12 protein-coding genes are annotated in these 19584 nt (G+C 43.1%); 9 read left to right on the forward strand and 3 right to left on the reverse strand.

Annotated features, from left to right (window positions below):
• Positions 1–131: 131 nt before the first annotated feature.
• The gene (locus DCK90_RS08075) at positions 132–749 is read left to right on the forward strand and encodes an MCP four helix bundle domain-containing protein (protein WP_108245672.1); all 618 of its coding nucleotides are present in this window, start codon (positions 132–134) and stop codon (positions 747–749) included.
• On the opposite strand, the gene DCK90_RS08080 is transcribed toward DCK90_RS08075, so the two are convergent.
• From DCK90_RS08080 to DCK90_RS08090, 3 genes are read right to left on the reverse strand one after another with little or no spacing between them, the layout of a single operon-like run.
• On the reverse strand, positions 746–1189 hold the full coding sequence (locus DCK90_RS08080) for a 3-oxoacyl-ACP synthase (protein WP_108245673.1): 444 nt from the start codon (positions 1187–1189) through the stop codon (positions 746–748). The genes DCK90_RS08075 and DCK90_RS08080 overlap by 4 nt on opposite strands.
• A 7-nt stretch (positions 1190–1196) precedes the next feature.
• Positions 1197–2549 (reverse strand): sensor histidine kinase, encoded by a 1353-nt coding sequence (locus DCK90_RS08085; RefSeq protein ID WP_108245674.1) that lies wholly within the window; start codon positions 2547–2549, stop codon positions 1197–1199.
• A 3-nt stretch (positions 2550–2552) separates the two neighbouring features.
• The gene (locus DCK90_RS08090) at positions 2553–3911 is read right to left on the reverse strand and encodes a sigma-54-dependent transcriptional regulator (protein WP_108245675.1); all 1359 of its coding nucleotides are present in this window, start codon (positions 3909–3911) and stop codon (positions 2553–2555) included.
• A gap of 204 nt (positions 3912–4115) precedes the next feature.
• Here DCK90_RS08090 and DCK90_RS08095 point away from each other — a divergent pair, with 204 nt between their 5' ends.
• The 8 genes from DCK90_RS08095 (at position 4116) to DCK90_RS08130 (ending at position 19579) form a co-directional block, all read left to right on the forward strand.
• Positions 4116–5450, forward strand: coding sequence for a TolC family protein (locus DCK90_RS08095; RefSeq protein ID WP_108245676.1), 1335 nt, complete (start codon positions 4116–4118; stop codon positions 5448–5450).
• An 8-nt stretch (positions 5451–5458) separates the two neighbouring features.
• Entirely contained in the window at positions 5459–6709 is a 1251-nt protein-coding gene (locus DCK90_RS08100) for an efflux RND transporter periplasmic adaptor subunit (RefSeq protein ID WP_108245677.1), read from the forward strand.
• Between the two features lie 65 nt (positions 6710–6774).
• Positions 6775–7470 (forward strand): ABC transporter ATP-binding protein, encoded by a 696-nt coding sequence (locus DCK90_RS08105; RefSeq protein WP_108245939.1) that lies wholly within the window; start codon positions 6775–6777, stop codon positions 7468–7470.
• Positions 7471–7500: 30 nt separating this feature from the next.
• Positions 7501–9882, forward strand: a complete 2382-nt coding sequence (locus DCK90_RS08110) for an ABC transporter permease (RefSeq protein WP_108245678.1) — start codon at positions 7501–7503, stop codon at positions 9880–9882.
• Positions 9883–9906: 24 nt separating this feature from the next.
• A complete protein-coding gene (locus DCK90_RS08115) occupies positions 9907–12324 on the forward strand; it encodes an ABC transporter permease (protein WP_108245679.1) in 2418 nt (805 codons plus the stop codon).
• A 24-nt stretch (positions 12325–12348) separates the two neighbouring features.
• Positions 12349–14748: an ABC transporter permease gene (locus DCK90_RS08120; protein ID WP_108245680.1), complete on the forward strand. Its 2400-nt coding sequence runs from the start codon at positions 12349–12351 to the stop codon at positions 14746–14748.
• A gap of 10 nt (positions 14749–14758) precedes the next feature.
• Positions 14759–17125, forward strand: a complete 2367-nt coding sequence (locus DCK90_RS08125) for an ABC transporter permease (RefSeq protein WP_108245681.1) — start codon at positions 14759–14761, stop codon at positions 17123–17125.
• Positions 17126–17146: 21 nt separating this feature from the next.
• Positions 17147–19579 carry an ABC transporter permease gene (locus tag DCK90_RS08130; protein WP_108245682.1) on the forward strand — a complete coding sequence of 811 codons (2433 nt, stop codon included), beginning with the start codon at positions 17147–17149 and terminating at the stop codon, positions 19577–19579.
• Positions 19580–19584 lie beyond the last annotated feature (5 nt).

Below are 19584 nucleotides of genomic sequence, written 5' to 3' on the forward strand. Positions count from 1 at the left end.
CCCGCCTCAAGCATTAGGTTTGCTCAATTAGAATGGTTAGCTAATGGCTGGGCGGATTTGCATCCCCGTAAAAATTTTAATATCATTCATTTATATTTTATTTAATACAATTCATGTAAAAAACAGAAAGGATGCCAAAAAGAACGATAAGACAACGAATTCATGCAGGTTTTGTACTCGCGGCAGCATTTTTATTGGTTCTTGCATCCAATCGGTTGAACAACCGAAACTTTTCCACAGTGGAGCATGGAGTGGATTCTGTGTTTGAGGACCGCTTGGTTGTTCAGGAGTATATTTATAGGCTGAACAATCTATTTCACGAAAAAGAAATGTTCTTGGCATATAATTCCTTGGATGAAAAATCGCTTCCACAATATCCTGAGATAAAGACTATTTTGGCCGATTTCGAAAAGACGGATTTGACCCGTGAGGAATCGTTACAGTTCACAAGCTTAAAAGAGAATTACGCAGAACTCAAAACCTTGGAAGAGAAGCACTTGAAGGACCAGGCTTCTGAAGAGGATATCACTGCTGTTTTGAACAGCATCAGTACAAATCTGGATGAACTTGTAGAGGTTCAACTTTCTGAGGGCAGACAGCTAACACAGCAATCCAAAAGGTCTTTAGGAATGAACCAATTACTGTCCCGAATTGAAATTGTATTCTTAGTAATCATAGGGATACTCTTTCTCATAATCGTTTTTTATCGTGATAAACCCAATATGGAATTGGTGGAAGACGAGGCTTAATCTACCTCCAATATGTCCTGTTCTTTACCATTAAAGGTAAATCGCTCCCCTTTTTCTTTTCCCAACAACAATTTGGCAATAGGGGCATTTGTTGAAATACAGTACACAATCGTATTATTTTGATTGAAAGCCCCAGCGGAAATGGCTAAAAAATAATGCGCCATACTGGTTTGTACCAAGGAGCCCAGCCGTATTTTCTCGGAACTGCCGTCAATTTTGATTTTACGGAGAATGCCGCGCGTAGTATCGATTTCCTGTAATTGTTGCCCGAGCTTTTCCTGTTCCAACTGTACCATGGCCCTACCGGTTTCGTGCTTGTCACCTGCCGAGCTTTTGGTTTCGGAGCCTAAGGATTCCTGCAGCTCCTCACTCTGTTTTTTAAGGCGTTCCGAGCGTTCGTTCACATAGTCCCAACAAAATTCCAATAGTGCTTTTTTCATAATTTGGTTATGCAAAGGTAAGTCGGAAAACAGTTTCTGAACCGGGAACTGAACGTACTTGGATGCTCCCGCCATGAAGTTGTATCACTCTTTTGGAAAGACTGAGCCCAATTCCGGTACCTTCACTCTTTGTGGTAAAAAAGGGGACAAATATTTCGTCCATTACCTCAGGAGAAATACCGGGTCCATTATCGCGAATATCTATGAATTTGGAACCATTTTCATCGATTCCCGCTATCATTTGTACCTTTCCTCCGTTTGTGGACTCTACCGCTTGCAAAGCATTTTTTCCCAAATTGATCAGTACTTGGGAAATTTGTTTCTCATCAATGTAGAACTCTAAATCCTCTGGATGGCAAACGGTGGCGAACTCACTTTCCCCATCCACCAATCTGGCCGACATCAACACGTCGATTTTTTCCAGAAGGTCCTTTCCCTTGACCAAAGATTTGTTGGGTTCCGGCACGTGCAGTAGGCTTCTGTACGATTGTACAAAGTCCATCAGGTCACCCCCTTGCTCCTTAATCACTTCCAGGCCCTTTAAGGTGTTTTTAATTTGAACCTCCTCCAACTCCTCCATTGGAGTGATCTTGTCTCCCTTTCGGTAATACTTTATGATGGAATCCGAAATGGAAGCGATCGGGGTAATAGTGTTCATGATCTCGTGGGTCAGCACGCGAATAAGCCTTACCCAAGACTCGGTTTCTTTTTCGTCAAGCTCTTTATGGATATCTTGTACCACTACCAATTGCAAGGACTGTCCGTTCAACATCAACGGCGTGGACTTGAGTGCCAATTGAATTTGTTCCCGTTCATTGGACAATTGGAAGAGCTTGCGTTCAAAAGGATTGAAGTTTTTAAATATCTGGTAGAGGGTTTCATCAACCTGCTTTAATTGTTTAATATGGTTCAAAGGAGTGTAATCCAACAACTTTTCCAAGGTAGGGTTCGCAAACAGGATGTGGCCTTTCTCATTATAGGTCATTATGCCGATGCTCGCCTGCTTTAGGATTTCTTGATAGTATTGTTCCCGTATTTGGAGTTGCATGTGCACCTCTTGGATAAGGCCATTGACACGGTTAAGGCTTCGGTTCAGTTCTTTAAAGGACTCAATGGTAACACCTTCGGGAAACCGAAGGGTGAAATCCTCGTTTTTAATGGCATCAAAAAAATAGGCGATTTTTCGGTTGGTCCGGTTGATAAATGTTATCAATGAAAACACCTGTGCCCCTAAAATAAGGACAAAGAGTCCCAAGGAAAAATACCATTTAAAGGCCACTGAAAATGCCAATACAACAGCAGTAATGGTTATAAAAATGACCCTGAGAATAAGCTGTATGTAAAAATTTCTACTGGCCATGGTCTATTTCTTTTTCAGCTTATTGTAAAGTGTTTGGCGAGAAATACCTAATTGTTCAGCAGCTGCGCTATAGTTTCCTTCGTTCTGCTCCAAGGCCCTGTTGATCATCTGTTGCTCCATTTCATTTAGGGTCATGGGTTCGCTGTCCATGGATTGCATGGGCTTGGCATGTAGCAAAAAATCCGATGGCTTAAGTACGCTCCCATCAGATAATATTACGGCACGTTCCATGGTATGTTGCAGCTCCCTTACATTTCCGGGCCAGGGATATTCCATCAGTTTTTCTTGGGCTGTCTGGTTCATCCGTAGTCCCGATTTATCGTATTTATGGGCAAATTTTTTCAGAAAAAAATCGGCAAGCACCAAAATGTCCCCATCTCGTTCGCGCAGCGGCGGCACCTCAATATGGATGGTGTTGATGCGGTACAATAGATCTTCCCGGAACAGTCCATCGGCAACCATTTGTTCCAAATTGCAGTTGGTGGCGCAGATTAATCTTATATCCACTTCTATAGGTTTGTTGGAACCTACGCGGACGACTGATTTGTTCTGGATGGAGGACAATAATTTGGCCTGCATCTGCAAGGAAAGGTTCCCGATTTCATCCAAGAACAAACTACCTTGATGGGCGGCCTCAAACTTGCCCGCTCGATCTTCCTTGGCATCGGTAAAAGAACCCTTGGTATGGCCAAAAAGCTCGCTTTCGAATAAATTCTCAGCAATGGAGCCCATATCCACACCTATAAAAACTTCATTTTTTCTATTTGAAAGGCGGTGCAGTTCGCGGGCTATCAATTCTTTCCCCGTGCCGTTTTCTCCCGTAATCAGCACATTAACGTCAGTTTTCGCAACCTTGGCCACGAGGTTGAGCACTGAGGTAAGTGCCTTGGACTGGCCGATGATAAAATTGCGGTCCTGATTAATGACCTGTTTTAAATTGTTCTCCTTTTTCTTGAGGTTGTGTATTTCCTGTTTGGATTTTCTGAGCTCGTAGGCAGATTTCACCGTGGTCATCAACCGCTCGTTGTTCCAGGGTTTAAGCACAAAGTCAGAAGCGCCCTGTTTTAAAGCCCTTACCGCCAAATCCACGGCACCGTAGGCAGTCATCATAATTACCGATGTATTGGGCGACCTTTTTTTAATTTGGTTGAGCCAATACAATCCCTCGTTTCCGGTGTTGACACCCGCGGAGAAGTTCATGTCCAACAATACAATGTCCATATCCTCAAGATTTGGAAAGGAAGAAATCTGGTTGGGGTTGAAGATGGTTTGAACGCTTTTATACTCAAACTGCAAAAGAATTTCCAGAGCACTCAGCACACTCTTATTATCATCGACCACTAAGATTTTGGCATCAATCATTGGGTAACAGTATTCAAATGGACAACTAAAACTAGTAATTGCTTCAATATGGACGACCTTACTGTAAAATATTTGGACATTTTTTGTACAAAATTTTTACACCTACTTTATCTTGAGCGCGCTTTATTGAGTGTAACTATCTGATAATCAATTTTAAAATATTTTGGCATAAGAATAGAATACAGTTTGGCACAGTAATACACTATGAATCTAAAAATAAACATAACAACCTTTTTATTATTGGCTTCGTTCATTGGGTTTTCCCAAGAAGTATGGACGTTGGAAGAATGTGTGGATTATGCCATTGAGCACAACCTTCAGGTAAAGAATATTTCGTATAACAATGAATCTAGCAGGGAATCTTATCGGCAGTCCATACGAGACCTGTTGCCATCGGTAAGTGGTTCTACCGACTATACCATAAGATACGGTAGGTCTGCCGACCCCCAGACCAACGATTATGTGAACACGGAATTCTTCAGTAACAACTATTCTCTCAATGCCAGTTTGGACCTGTTCCGTGGTTTTCAAAAAATGAATTCGATAAGAGCATCAAAATTTATTTATAAGGCAACCCAAGAAGATATTTTACAGGAAAAGTTCTTATTGGCCTTTAGGGTGATGAGTGCGTTTTACGATATCAAATTCTTTGAAGGTTTGGTGGCCAATACGTTGGAGCAGCTCGAAATTTCACAGGCCAATTACGATTTAGTGGAAAAACAGGTGGAATTGGGATTGATGGCCGGAGCGGACCTATATGAAGCCGAATCCAACCTTTTGGGAGATAAGTTTCTATTGACCCAGAACCGCAACCAATTAACAAATGCCAAACTGGCGCTTTTACAAGAAATGAACCTGATCGGTGCAACCGACATTACAATTCAGGAAACCCTTGAAGAAGCATCGCTCAACCAAGATGTGACCTTGGATTCGCTCTATCGGTCTGCACGCGGATTTGTGCCTTTGGTAAAAGCGCAGGAGTATCGTGTTTCCGCTGCTAAAAAGCAAATGCAGGCTGTACGCGGAGACCTATTTCCTTCTTTATCCCTGTTTGCAGGTTACGGAACCAGTTATTTTGAGACCAATGTGGACGAGGATGGCAATGTAATCCCATTTAAGACCCAGTTTAACGATAACCAATCCAAGTTTGTCGGTGCCCAGTTGAACATTCCGATTACCAATGGGTGGGCCAATCACTCCAGGGTAAAACAGCAAAAGATAGCCTACATGCAGGCAAAGAACAACCTTGAGATACAAGAGCAGGAATTGTTTAAATTATTGCAACAATTGGTTCAGGACAACAGGGCTCTCATTGCGGAGTACCAACAGAGCATTCAAAAAGTCGATGCACAAGAATTGGCCTTCACCATAGCTCAAAAAAGATATGAAAAGGGATTGATCAATGGATTGGAGCTGTTTCAGGCCAAGAATCTTTACGGTGTGGCACAGAACGAGAATTTACAGGTGGGACTAAGGTTAAAAGTCAATCAAAGCACCATTGATTTTTACAGCGGTCTGCCCATATTTAACATCAACTAACATATACCATGGATATACAATTAGAAAAAAAGAAAGGACTTAAGCTCAAGCATTACGGTTACATCGCCCTGGGCGTATTGCTTCTGTTCGTTGGCTATAAGTTGATTTTTGCCAGCTCCATGTCCACTTTTAGGACAGAGAAGGAACGTTTGTCCATTTCCTCCGTAACCGACGGCAAATTTGACGACTACATAACCATAAATGGAAACGTCGCTCCCATTGCCACCATCTATATGGATGCATATGAAGGAGGGCGGGTATCCGAAAAGTTGATTGAGGAAGGTTCCATGGTGAAGCAAGGGGACATCATTCTTAAATTGGAAAACATGGCCCTGTACGAGCAGATTTTGGCGAGCGAAAGTAACTTGGCTCTTAAACAGAACGACCTGCGCTCCACCAAACTTACTTTTGATTCGAGACAGGTAGAAGGCAGAAAATCCTTGGCAACGGCCCAATATGATGTACAGCGCTTAAAACGGGCCTACGAGCAGAACGAAGAACTGTATAAAGAAGAATTGGTTTCCAAAGAGACCTATCTTAAGTCCAAGGAAGATTATCAATTGGCGAAAAAGCAATTGGAAATCGTTGAACTACAGACCGAACAGGACGACGAACTCAGGGAAACCTCGCTTAAGGGTCTGGATACGGACCTAGATCGTATGCAGAAGACCTTATCCATGGTCTACGAGCGTTTAGACCACCTAAACGTGCGCGCTCCCGCCGATGGACAACTTGGGTTTTTGGATGCCGAAATCGGCCAGAACATTTCACAGGGACAGCGTATCGGCCAGATCAATGTACTGACCGATTTTAAAATCGAAGCGGATATCGATGAGCATTATATAGATCGCGTAAAGAGAGATCTTTCCGCCACTTTGGAACGAAATGGAAACGAATACAAACTGCGCTTGCGCAAGGTGTATCCCGAAGTACGGAACGGTAGGTTTAGGGTCGATTTGGTTTTTGTGGACGAAAAACCCGAAACCATAAGAGCAGGTCAGAGTTATAACATACGATTGCAATTGGGCGAGTCCAACGATGCCATGTTGCTTCCCAAAGGAGGGTTTTTCCAAAGCACGGGAGGACAATGGGTATTCGTGGTAAGTCCAGATGGCAATGAGGCCATTAAGCGCAATGTGCGATTGGGCAAACAAAACTCAAGATATTATGAGGTCCTTGAGGGGCTTCAGCCTGGAGAACAGGTCATTACCAGTAACTACGATAGTTTTGGCGATGCGGAACGGATTGTATTAAAATAATTCGCAGAAATGTAACAATGATCAAGAATGAACAGTCTTTAAAAAGCAATCAAACAACCATTACAATGATAAAAATTACAGATCTTAAAAAAAGTTTCCGAACAGAAGAGGTGGAAACCTTGGCCCTAAATGGCGTAAACCTTAAGGTTGAAGAAGGGGAATTTGTGGCGATCATGGGCCCCTCCGGATGTGGAAAATCAACACTGCTGAACATTATAGGGATGTTGGACAACCCTACGCAGGGAAGCTACAACTTCGCAGGTCACGAAGTCGGCGGATTAAAGGAAAGTCAACGCACCCAATTACGAAAGGGGAATCTGGGCTTTGTGTTCCAGAGCTTTAACCTGATTGATGAGCTCACCGTTTTTGAAAACGTGGAACTTCCTTTGATCTATCTTAAAATGAACAAGGCCGAAAGAAGAGAAAAAGTGCAGAAAGTGCTAGAGCGTATGAAAATCGCCCATAGAGAAAAGCATTTTCCACAGCAATTATCGGGGGGGCAGCAGCAAAGAGTAGCCATAGCTAGAGCCGTGGTTACCAATCCAAAACTGATCTTGGCGGATGAGCCGACCGGTAACCTGGATTCCAAAAACGGCATCGAGGTAATGAACCTGTTGACGGAACTCAACCAAGAAGGGACCACTATTGTAATGGTAACCCACTCCGACCGGGATTCGCATTACGCACACAGGGTGATTAACCTGTTCGACGGTCAAATTGTGACCGAAAGCCAAAACAAGCCCATGAAAAGTATGGTATAGGAGTTTTTCATCAATCAAAAAATCAATCACATGTTCAAGAACCACCTAAAAGTAGCCTGGAGGAACCTAAAGACCAACAAGTTGTTTTCAACAATAAACATTGTTGGACTTTCCATGGGGTTGACCATCGTCATGCTCCTTTTTCTGTTTATCTCCCACGAAAGGAGCTTCGACTCCATGTTCCCAAAAAAGGACCGGATACAACGGGTATTGTTGAAGACCAATGGTGATTTCGGCTTTGAGACCTGGGCTACGGTCCCACCGGTAACCGCCTTGGCCATGAAAGAAGAGGTAACCAATGTGAAAAGTGCTGCAAGGTTATTAAAACATAATTTTGGAAGACCTGCCTCCTTGCGCATAAACGATCAAAATTTTACCGAAGAATTTTTCTATTGGGTGGACAAGGAGCTATTGACCATTTTTGACATCAAATTGGTCGCGGGAGATGCGACCAGTGCTTTGGACAGGCCGGGTACGGTCATTCTTTCGGAAACTGCGGCCAAAACGTATTTCAACAATGAAAATCCGATCGGCCAAACGATTCTGGTCGATAACGACCGTGAGTTAGAGGTAACGGGGATATACGGGGATTTTCCCGAAAACAGCACTTTGGATGCCGAGATCATAGCATCCAGCAATGGGTACTGGTTCTATAATACTACCTCGTGGAGCAATGCCAGTTTTGAAACCTATTGCCTGTTAAAGGAGAACGTTTCGGTGGATGCCACCCAAACACAGATAGACCAAATGTTGGATGCAAACCTCCCAAAGAAGGAACAATGGTATTCTTTCGGTTTACAGCCATTGAGCAAGGTACACTTGTATTCAGCTTCCTATGGGAACGCATATTCTTCCAGGATCGGCGATATCCACGAAGTGCGCAACCTTACCTATCTGGCCATTTTAATCCTATTGATAGCCTGTGTCAATTATATGAACCTTACCACGGCACGTTCCCAAAAACGTTCCAAGGAAGTGGGGATCAGCAAAACCTTGGGGGCATCCTCAGAATCGTTGGTAGGTCGGTTTTATGTGGAAACCGGATTCATTACGGGCATTTCCATGGTTTTGGGAATCGCTTTGACCATGTTATTGTTGCCAAGCTTTAACAGCCTGACGAATCAACACTTGAACATGAACTTGTTGCTCACCCCAACTTTTTTACTGGCAGCGTTGGGAGTTTGGACCATAACGACATTGTTTTCAGGGCTATATCCTTCCATGTACCTGTCCCGGTTTTTACCGAAAGAAATCCTGTCCCCGTCATTAAAGCGCGGAAAGGGCAACGTAATGATAAGAAAAGGCTTGGTGGTGATGCAGTTTGCGGCCTCCACTGCGTTGATTGTAGGAGTAATGGTCATCTATCAACAAACGAAATACATCCAGAACAAAAACCTTGGCTTTACCGCTGACAACGTTATGGCAATTTCTGTGGGTGGATTGCGCGACAACGACAATCGTGATGCCTTGGAACAAGAGTTCAAAAACCTTTCAGAAGTTACAGCAGTATCCATGGCCCAAGGATATCCGGGCAGGGATGTCAGTGGACGAACCCTTAAAAGAAAAGGCTCGGACGAACAGGGCTTGAACATTCAGACCAATGTCACCGATGCAGGTATTGTGGACGCTCTTAAACTGCATCTTTTGGCGGGCAGTAGCTTGCCGATGTACAAAAGCGAAAAAGATACATTGGTGGAAGTCGTGTTGAACAAAAAAGCCATCGATTATTTGGGATTTTCCCCTGAAGAGGCCATTGGAAAAGAAGTTTATATCGGAAAGCCCAATACCATTGTCGGGGTGGTCGATGATTTCAACTACGAATCGCTGCACCAACCCATCGGGGCCTATGCATTCCACAACAATCCAAGTGAAGGCAAATCGTTCATGCTGGTACGTTTTAAATCCGGGAATTTGGCCAATACGGTTGCTGATCTAAAAAGCACTTTCACCAGGGTTGTTCCCAATTTAGATTTCAATTACTCCTTTATGGACCAAAATATCGCTAGGATGTATGCACGCGAAAAACGGGCGGGACAGATCAGTGTCATATTCTGTATACTGGCCATTTTTGTAGCAGCACTGGGCCTCTTTGGACTTGCGGCCTACACGGCGGAACAGCGAAGAAAGGAAATCGGTATTCGAAAAGTATTGGGGGCTTCTGTAGGCAAGATAAGCCAAATGCTTTCAACGGATTTTGCCAAGCTGGTGCTCATTGCCTTGCTCATAGGTTTTCCGGTGGCCTATTTTTCCATGGAAAACTGGTTGCAGGGGTTTGCCTATAGAATCGATATGCAATGGTGGTTGTTCGCTCTTGCAGGAACCATTGCACTGGGCATTGCCCTGTTGACCGTAAGTTTTCAATCCATCAGGGCGGCTTTGACCAACCCGACCAAGAGTCTGAGAGCCGAATAAAATCAATCGAAAATCATCAATCACATGTTCAAAAACCACCTAAATATTGCATGGAGAAGCATTAAAAAAGATAAGCTCTTTACGTTTATAAAGATAGGAGGGTTTGCCGTGGGCATAGCGGCATGCCTTTTAATCACTCTTTTCATCGGTAATGAATCCAGTTATGATACCCATTACCAAAACAAAGACCACATATACCGAGTGGTGTTCCAAGGAGAGATTCAAGGAGAGGTAATGAAGAGCACTCATTTTCAACTGCCTTTTGCCGATGCACTCCAATCTGATTTTGCAGAAATAACCAAGGCTGGAAAAGTGAACACCATTGAAATTTTTGGTGCGGGCAAGCGAGGTTTTAGGATAAACGGTACTCAGGAGAATACTTTTGAGGAGAACTTTATTGTTGCGGATCAAGAGGCTTTTGAAATATTGGAAATCGAGCTGGAACAGGGAGACCCGGCAACAGCATTGACCAACCCTAAAAGTATCGTGATTTCCAAATCCAAAGCGGATAAATATTTTCCCAGCGGCAATGCTTTGGAACAGCTTGTGTTCTTGGACAACGATACCTCAAATCCCTATACCGTTACAGGTATCATGAAAGATATACCGGAGAATTCACATCTTGATTTTGATTTTATGCTTCCCGTGGAGGACACCAATGGAAGCTGGACGAATCAGAACTATTTTACCTATGTATTGGTCAATCCGAACACCAATATTGATGAATTGGAACAAAAAATGTCCTCCATTGTTGAAAAATACATTATTCCGGCGCAAATGGAAAGGGGCCGCTCGGCCAGTTTTATAGATGTGCTGCGGACCGCTGAGTACAAACTGCAACCGGTAACGGATATTTACCTGAAATCGGACCTTAAAATGCAGGATGGATTGAAGCATGGTGATGTCAAGTTTGTATGGCTCTTTGCGGCCATAGCTATTTTTGTATTGCTTTTGGCCATCATCAACTTTATCAACCTTTCTACTGCAAAATCTGCCAATAGGGCCAAAGAGGTGGGTTTAAGAAAGACCATTGGGGCATTTAGAAACAGTCTGGTCAACCAATTTTTGACTGAATCTGTGATGTTCAGTATTATCTCTTTCGTACTGGGAGTGCTTTTGGCTTGGGGACTGCTGCCGTTCTTTAATGAAATTGCTTCAAAAAATATCGAATTGCCATGGACCAATTGGTGGTTTGTACCAACATTGCTTGTCGCAGCCTTATTTGTGGGCGTGCTGGCAGGAATTTATCCGGCATTTTATCTTTCGGCATTTAAACCTGCAAATGTTCTCAAGGGCACTCTGAGTGTGGGCAGCAAAAGTGGAAGGTTACGTAGTGGATTGGTCATTTTTCAATTCACCACCTCGGTAATTTTGATCATTGGCACGTTGATTATTTACCGGCAAATGGATTATATCGTGAGCAAGGAATTGGGGTACGACAAGGAACGTGTGGTAGTACTCGAGGGCACCCATATTCTTGACAACAAAATAGAATCCTTTAAAGAGCAATTATCATCATTATCACAGGTGAAAAGCGTGACATCCACAAACTATTTGCCCATTGATGGAGGGAGCCGAAATGGTAACACCTTTATGGTCGATGGCCAGGATGATGGAGGAAGGGGTGTTCCGGCACAAATATGGCGTGTGGACTATGATTATATCGAAACCTTGGGCATACAAATGGATAAGGGCAGGGCATTTTCAAAGGATTTTGCCTACGATTCTATCAATTCAATAGTCATTAATAACAAAATGGCCGCAGAGCTCGGCCTAAAGGATCCGATCGGTAAAAAATTGGACAATAACAGCCAAGTTTTTGAGATTATAGGGGTGATAGAGGATTTTCATTTTAAATCCTTGAAAGAGGATATCTCCGCATTGTCATTTGTCATCGGAAAGGACAATGGAGCTGTTTCGGTAAAACTCCAAAAAGGAAATCCGACCGATGCCCTGGCCGCCATTGAACAGGTTTGGAACAAAAATGTTCCCAACCAAGCACTCAACTATTCCTTTCTCGAGCAGGAATTTGCCCAAATGCACGAAGATGTACAGCGAATGGGCAAAATATTCAACAGTTTTGCCCTATTTGCCATTTTTGTGGCTTGTCTGGGTCTATTTGCGCTATCAGCATTTATGGTAGAACAACGAAGAAAGGAAATAAGTATTCGAAGAGTACTTGGCGCGCCTTTCCAAAATATTTACAAACTGCTCACTTTTGACTTTCTGAAACTTATCATCATTTCAATTGCGATTGCCACACCTATTGGTTGGTATTTTATGAACAGGTGGTTGGAAGGTTTCGCTTACCGAATCAGTATTGGATGGGAAGTTTTTTTAATGGCAGGGGTCATCGCCCTGTGCATTGCCGTACTAACCATCAGCTATCAGTCCATAGGGGCCGCCTTTTTACAACCGACCAAAGGTCTGCGCAATGAATAAATCAATCAAAAAACACCATCAATCATGCTAAAAAATTATATCAAAATCGCCTGGAGAAACCTTGCCAAGAACAAGGGTTACACCATAATCAACGTTGGAGGCCTTGCGTTGGGCATGGCGGTAACGCTCATTATCGGCTTGTGGGTGCAAGATGAGCTGAGCTATAACGATTATAACACCAATAAGGACAAAATTGCCCAAATATTCCAATCCCAAACGTTCAATGGTGAAACCGGAACCGGGCCCGCTATCCCAAGGCCATTGGAGAAAGCTTTTAGGGATGGTTATATGGATAATTTTAAGTATTTGGTGATGTCTTCTTGGACCACCTCCCAATATTTAAAATATAAGGAAACAAGCATCTCACGTGAAGGCAATTTTATGCAGCGGGAAGCTCCCGAAATCCTTGATATAAAAATTTTGAAGGGAGAAAGGGACGGTGTTCGGGAAATCAACTCCATAATGTTGAACGAGTCCACCGCCAAAGCACTTTTTGGTGATGAGGAACCAATCGGGAAGGTAATCGAGGTCAACAGCCAATACGATATGATGGTTACGGCAGTTTACGAGGATCTTCCTTTCAATGCCTCTTTTAACGACACCGAGTTCATTATGCCATGGGACAAATATGTTTCGGTGAACGAATGGATCAAAAATGCCGAAGATCAGTGGGGAAACAATTCGTTTCAAATGTTTGTCCAAATTGCGGATAATACAACCATGGAATCCGTTACCTCAAAAATTCTGGAAGTAAAACAGAAGCTAAACGAAAACTCAAGGGAATTTAACACTCAATTATTTCTATTTCCAATGAAGGATTGGCACCTCCGTAGCAATTTCGAAAACGGGAAGCAAGCAGGAGGCAGAATCAAATATGTTTGGTTGTTCGGAATTATCGGAGGATTTGTGCTGCTTTTGGCCTGCATCAATTTTATGAACCTGAGCACCGCCCGTTCGGAAAAAAGGGCAAAAGAGGTGGGAATCAGAAAATCCATTGGATCTCAACGTTCCCAATTGATCAACCAGTTTTTGGGCGAATCATTTTTGGTGGTATCGTTTGCCTTTTTAATTGCTGTATTGATTGTTGTGGCCTCGTTGAACGGGTTCAATAATTTGGCAAGAAAGGAGATATCCTTTCCTTGGAGCTCCCTCGCATTTTGGGGAGTTTCTTTGCTCTTCATAACGGTCACAGCCCTTTTGGCAGGTAGCTACCCCGCTCTTTATTTATCCTCGTTCAGACCAGTGGATGTTTTAAAAGGAACCTTTAAAGCAGGCAAGCATTCCGGTTTACCAAGAAAGATATTGGTCGTGGTCCAGTTCACGGTTTCCGTAGCGTTCATCATCGGAACCGTGATTGTAATGCAACAGATCAATTTTGCAAAAAACAGGCCCATTGGGTACGATAAGGAGGGTCTGGTACAGATTCCAACGATGAGTCAGGATTTTACCGGCAAGTTTGAATTGATGAGGGAAGAATTCATCAATTCGGGCGCAATTTTGGAAATGTCCACTTCCAGTGCCCCGACAACTAACATTTGGTCCAACCGGAGTGGATTTGTTTGGGAGGGCAAACCGGAAGGTTTCCAAGAAGACCTGGCATGGACCGAAGTGTCTCCTGAATATGCCAAAAGTCTCAACTTAAAGATTGTGGAGGGGAGAGATTTTTCACGGGAATTCCCCTCGGACTCCAATGCCGTGCTGATAAATGAATCGGCCGTGAAATATATGGGGCTCAAGAACCCAATTGGAAAATTTATTAAAGACGATGATGAGGAAGACCCTTCGCCACCATTAAAGATAATAGGTGTGGTGCAGGACATGATCGCACAATCGCCGTACGAACCAGTAAAGCAAGGTATGTATGTTTTTGATAAATACGGTAATTCTTCCTATTACAATATGAGATTGAATCCGTCACAGAGTGCCAGCCAGAACATTGCAGTAATCGAAAGAGTATTTAAAGAGCATTTCCCGAACATTCCCTTTCAATACGATTTTGTTGACGAGGAATACGCTGAGAAATTTGCATCTGAAGAACGAATAGGAACCCTTTCCGGAATTTTCACCGCACTTGCCATTTTAATAAGCTGTTTGGGCCTCTTTGGTCTTACCTCATTTGTGGCCGAGCAACGTACCAAGGAAATTGGGGTTAGAAAAGTATTGGGAGCATCGGTATTTAATGTGTGGAACATGTTGTCCAAGGACTTTTTAAAATTGGTGATAATCTCATGTTTTATTGCAGTGCCCATAGCTTATTATGTGATGAACGGATGGCTACAAGAATATCCGTACAGAGTGATTTTGAAATGGTGGATTTTTGGCTTGGCCATGCTCGGAGCTCTAGCGGTAACGGTACTCACAGTTAGTTTTCAGGCCATACGTGCGGCAAAATCCAACCCGGTCAAAAGTTTAAGAACAGAATAAGAACAGAATCATGATTAAGAACTATCTAAAAATAGCCTGGCGAGGACTCATTAGGAACAAGGTTTATTCAAGTATAAACATTGTCGGCCTATCCATGGGGCTTGCCGCATGTATGCTGATAGTTCTATATGTTGGACATGAGTTGAGCTATGATAAGTTTCATGGTAATGCAGACAACATTTACCAGGCCGAAACGGAGATGACCTTTGGCAAAGACCCCATCTACATTCCATATTTGGATTATTCTGAAGGTCCGAAAAGTAAAAGAAGTGTAGCAGGAATTGAAGAATACCTAAGGTGCCAAAAGATTTCTGAAAATGTTTTGGTCACCAATACTGAGACCCCTTCATTAAAGTTTTCCGAGGATAATATTTTGTTCGCCGACCCTAACTTTTTTGAGTTTTTCAGCTTTAATCTTACAAATGGCAATAAGAGGGAGGTTTTGATTAACCCAAACAGTATGGTTATTTCCGAAAGGATAGCCACAAAGTATTTTGCAGATGCAGACCCAATTGGGAAGTCGTTACAGCTTTTTGGCAATATGCTTTTTACCATTACGGGCATTGCCGAAAACCCACCTTCTAACTCAAGTATACATTTTGATTTTATCATGCCCATTTCCAGTATGTTGGGAATTGAAAAGTATAAGGAGGATATTGAACAAGGGTACTCTAACTTCACCACACTTTTTCTGTTGGATGAATTGGCCGACCCTAAAATGGTGGAAGCAAGCCTGTTAAATTCCATTGGAAAGAACTCAGGTGATGACCTTCAAAAAAAGTATTTATTGAAGCCATTACGTAGCTTGCACCTAGGTGAGGACTGGGCCAAAAACAAATACATCAGAATATTTCCATTGGTGGCCCTTTTGATTTTGATATTGGCACTGGTAAACTACGCAAGCTTATCCACTGCCCGTTCTACGACACGATCAAAGGAAGTTGGCGTAAGAAAAGTAATGGGAGCGCCCAGAAAGGCCATTGCGCAACAATTCTATTTTGAATCCGCGCTTTATACGGTCATATCGTTCGTTTTCGGTTATTTTTTATGCCTTACCACGCAATCCAAATTCTTTGAGCTTCTAGGTGTAGAAGTGGACAAAGCTTTCATCTACAGTCCCGAAATGTTGCTGTCACTTTTACTGCTGCTGTTACTGACCATATTTTTGGCAGCGGCATACCCCGCTATTCTACTTTCATCGTTTAAACCCATTGTGGTATTACAAGGAAAAATGAGTAAACAGCAAGGAGGAGTAGCCCTAAGAAAGTTCTTTACTGTTTTCCAGTTCAGTATATCCGTAGTACTCATAATCTGTGCATTGGTGATGGATAGGCAACTTGATTTTTTCAGGCATGCCGATACGGGCGTGGACAGGGAAAATATTGTAATGCTGCCTTTTTCCGGAAACCTGGGCAAACACTTCGGAGCTTTTCAAGAAGAGGTGAGTTCCCTTTCGGAAATTGTGGAAACTACCTCTGGTATTTTACCGCTTTACAAGGGCCATAATATGATGAGTGCCCAAAGCGATACTGGTGATGAGATGATTTTCTTGCCAACCCTTACCATTAACAAAGACTTTATTTCGATGATGGGGCTTGATTGGGCCATACCGCCTAAAGATTCTATTGCCCAAATGGGGAACAAGTCTGCAGTAATCATTAATCAAGCTGCTGTTGCCAGATTAAGCTTAAAAGATAATCCTATTCATCAAAAAATTAATGACAGGTATGAAATCCAAGGGGTTTTAAAAGATTTTAATTACTCCTCGTTACACCACAAGATAGGAGCTCTATCCCTGTTTGTAAAAAACGATCCTTCATACGCTTGGCTTGAACAGGGAGGGGTGCTTTATGCCAAAGTAGGTCCTAAAACCAATATTCCAACAATACTAGATGAATTGAAGATCATCTATCAGAAGTATGAAAACGAGCAGCCGTTCGAGTATTACTTTCTCGACGATGTGTTTGACTCACAGTATAAAGCAGAAGACCGGTTGGCAAAGATTTTTGGGGCATTTACGGGCTTTGCCATTTTGATTGCAGTAATGGGACTTTTCGGCTTGGCCACGTTTACGGCCTTGCAGCGAAGAAAAGAAATAGGAATTAGGAAGGTTTTGGGCGCATCGGTGGAAAACGTAGCCACATTATTGTCCAAGGATTTCCTAAAACTGGTGCTTTTGGCCATTTGCATAGCGTCACCCTTCGCCTATTGGTTTATGGACAAATGGATGGAAAATTTTGCATACAAGGCCCCTATATCTTGGTGGATATTTGTTTTGGCAGGAGTAGGAACCTTGGCAGTGGCCTTGGCTACCATTGGTTTTCAATCCATCAAAACGGCAACCACAAACCCGATAAAGAGCCTAAGAACGGAATAACATCATCAAAAAACGAGAACCATGTTCAAAAACAACATAAAAATCGCTTGGAGAAGCCTAAAAAAGCAGCCATTCTTCACCTTCCTCAACATATTTGGATTAGCTATTGGAATGGCTGGTGGGCTTTTGCTCTGCCTTTACATTTGGGACGACCTCAGCCACGATAACATGTTCACGGATGCGGAACACATTTACCGAATAAATGCAGATATGAAATTCGGCGGCACTGTAGAAAACACATCTGAGGTATCGGCACCAATGGCGGAAGCATTGGTGAACGACATTCCCCAAGTGGAAATGGCTACAAGGTTCAGGAGTATTGGGAGTGTTTTTATCCGTGAACAAGAGGCCACGGACAACGTACGGGAATCTTATGTGTCTTATGCGGATTCAACTTTTTTTAAAATGTTCGGAATCCAACTTCTTTATGGAGATGAACGCACCGCTTTGGCAGAGCCGAACACGCTGGTCATTACGCGTACAGCAGCAGAAAAGCATTTTCCAATTGATCAAGCAGTAGGGCAAACTTTGGTTATTAATGATGATGAAGTTTTTACCGTGACCGGAGTATTGGAGGATCTGCCCAAAAACTCCATTTTTAGGGACAAGCCCATTTTCTTATCCATGGCAGGATATGAAGATGCACAACTTGCAGAATGGGGAAACCATAATTATTACACTTTTGTGAAATTGGTGCCCGGAGCCAAGGGCACAGATATACAAAGTGAGATGCAGGCCATGGTCGGCAAGTATCTGATTCCATATGCGCAACGGTTTTTCCCCGGGATAACGGAACAACAGTTCTTGGATTCCGGTAATTATGTGAACTACTCCACCATTCCGTTAATGGACATTCACTTATACTCCAAAAGAAACCCGGAATTCAGCACGGTTAGCGATATCAAAAATGTATATATTTTGGGAGCAATCGCTTTGATTCTTTTGGTGCTGGCAAGCGTCAATTTTATGAACCTTTCCACGGCACATTCCCTTAAACGGTCCAAAGAAGTAGGCATCCGTAAAACATTGGGATCCCAGCGCAGTGGTTTAATAGGTCAATTTTTGACAGAATCTGGACTAATTGCCTTGGGCTCATTAATTTTTGCTTTGATCATCGCATCCTTGGCCATGCCACTGTACAACGACCTAGCGGGCAAAGAGTTGTCCATCCCCTATGCCAGCCCTATATTTTGGTTGATTTTGATCATGGCAGCCTTGGTCCTTGGTCTTTTCTCTGGAAGTTACCCCGCATTCTTTATGTCCCGTTTTGTTGCCGCAAAAGTATTGAAAGGCCAAGGGGACAACTCCATAGGTGGAGGAAGGATAAGAAATGCCCTGGTCATACTCCAATTTAGCATTTCCGTATTCTTGATCATGGGAACGCTTACGGTTTTTCAACAATTACGATTTATACAGGGCAAGGATCTTGGTTATGGAAAAAACCAAGTATTGATAATTGGCGGCGTCAACGGTCTGGAAGGAAAAAGGCAGGCATTTAAAGATGCGGTGGTTCGCCTCAGCCAGGTAAATACCGCCACATTGAGCAGTTATCTGCCCACCCCATCTTCACGAAGCAGCGGAACCTACATGTTGGCAGAAGATCGTAGTCAGGAGAAATCCATCAACATGCAACAATGGACGGTGGATGATGATTATCTATCCACCATCGGACTGTCATTGGTTTCCGGTAGAGCTTTTGATCTGGACAGATTCGCTACGGATTCCTCGGCCGTAATTCTTAATGAAAAAGCAGTGGCCGTCTTGGGAAAAACCCCTGAAAGTGTCATCGGAACCCAATTTGTCAATGATTTTCAGAATGGTTCGTTGAGCACCGTAATAGGGGTTGTAAAGAATTTTCATTACGAAACCCTTAGGGATGAGGTGGGCTCATTGGCCCTTTTCCATGGGGGTGAATTTGCCAGTAACCTGGCCATTAAATTAAATGGCGGAGATGTTTCCCAGACCGTTGCGCAAATTGAAAACATTTGGCGGGATATGGCACCGACTCAGCCATTTGACCATTATTTCATGGACGATTCGTTCAATTCCAGTTACGATGCGGAACAGCGCTTAGGGCGGATTTTTATGATTTTCACAGTGCTTTCCATCATTATAGCATGTTTGGGACTTTTGGGCTTGGCCACTTTCAATGCTCAAAAACGGGTAAAGGAAATCGGGGTGAGAAAAGTATTGGGTGCAGGTGTTGGCCAAATTGTTTACCGATTATCGGTGGACTTTTTAAAGCTCGTTGGCCTTGCCGTGTTTATAGCGTTACCGCTTGGTTGGTATGCCATGAACCGATGGTTGGAGGACTTCTCATACCGAATAGACATCCCTTGGTGGATTTTTGCACTATCGGCCCTGTTGGCCGTGGGAGTAGCCCTATTGACCGTGAGTTATCAAAGTATAAAGGCTGCTATCGTGAACCCGGTAAAGAGCCTTAGGACCGAATAAACACT

This window comes from Muricauda brasiliensis (assembly GCF_003057865.1).
Taxonomy (GTDB): Bacteria; Bacteroidota; Bacteroidia; order Flavobacteriales; family Flavobacteriaceae; genus Flagellimonas; species Flagellimonas chongwuensis.

Bases quoted from the DNA above. Each gene is read 5' to 3' on its own strand.
- DCK90_RS08110 (WP_108245678.1), top strand. From the start codon at position 7,501: ATGTTCAAGAACCACCTAAAAGTAGCCTGGAGGAACCTAAAGACCAAC.
- DCK90_RS08120 (WP_108245680.1), top strand. From the start codon at position 12,349: ATGCTAAAAAATTATATCAAAATCGCCTGGAGAAACCTTGCCAAGAAC.
- DCK90_RS08080 (WP_108245673.1), bottom strand. From the start codon at position 1,189: ATGAAAAAAGCACTATTGGAATTTTGTTGGGACTATGTGAACGAACGC.
- DCK90_RS08090 (WP_108245675.1), bottom strand. From the start codon at position 3,911: ATGATTGATGCCAAAATCTTAGTGGTCGATGATAATAAGAGTGTGCTG.
- DCK90_RS08125 (WP_108245681.1), top strand. From the start codon at position 14,759: ATGATTAAGAACTATCTAAAAATAGCCTGGCGAGGACTCATTAGGAAC.
- DCK90_RS08085 (WP_108245674.1), bottom strand. From the start codon at position 2,549: ATGGCCAGTAGAAATTTTTACATACAGCTTATTCTCAGGGTCATTTTT.
- DCK90_RS08130 (WP_108245682.1), top strand. From the start codon at position 17,147: ATGTTCAAAAACAACATAAAAATCGCTTGGAGAAGCCTAAAAAAGCAG.
- DCK90_RS08095 (WP_108245676.1), top strand. From the start codon at position 4,116: ATGAATCTAAAAATAAACATAACAACCTTTTTATTATTGGCTTCGTTC.
- DCK90_RS08105 (WP_108245939.1), top strand. From the start codon at position 6,775: ATGATAAAAATTACAGATCTTAAAAAAAGTTTCCGAACAGAAGAGGTG.
- DCK90_RS08100 (WP_108245677.1), top strand. From the start codon at position 5,459: ATGGATATACAATTAGAAAAAAAGAAAGGACTTAAGCTCAAGCATTAC.
- DCK90_RS08115 (WP_108245679.1), top strand. From the start codon at position 9,907: ATGTTCAAAAACCACCTAAATATTGCATGGAGAAGCATTAAAAAAGAT.
- DCK90_RS08075 (WP_108245672.1), top strand. From the start codon at position 132: ATGCCAAAAAGAACGATAAGACAACGAATTCATGCAGGTTTTGTACTC.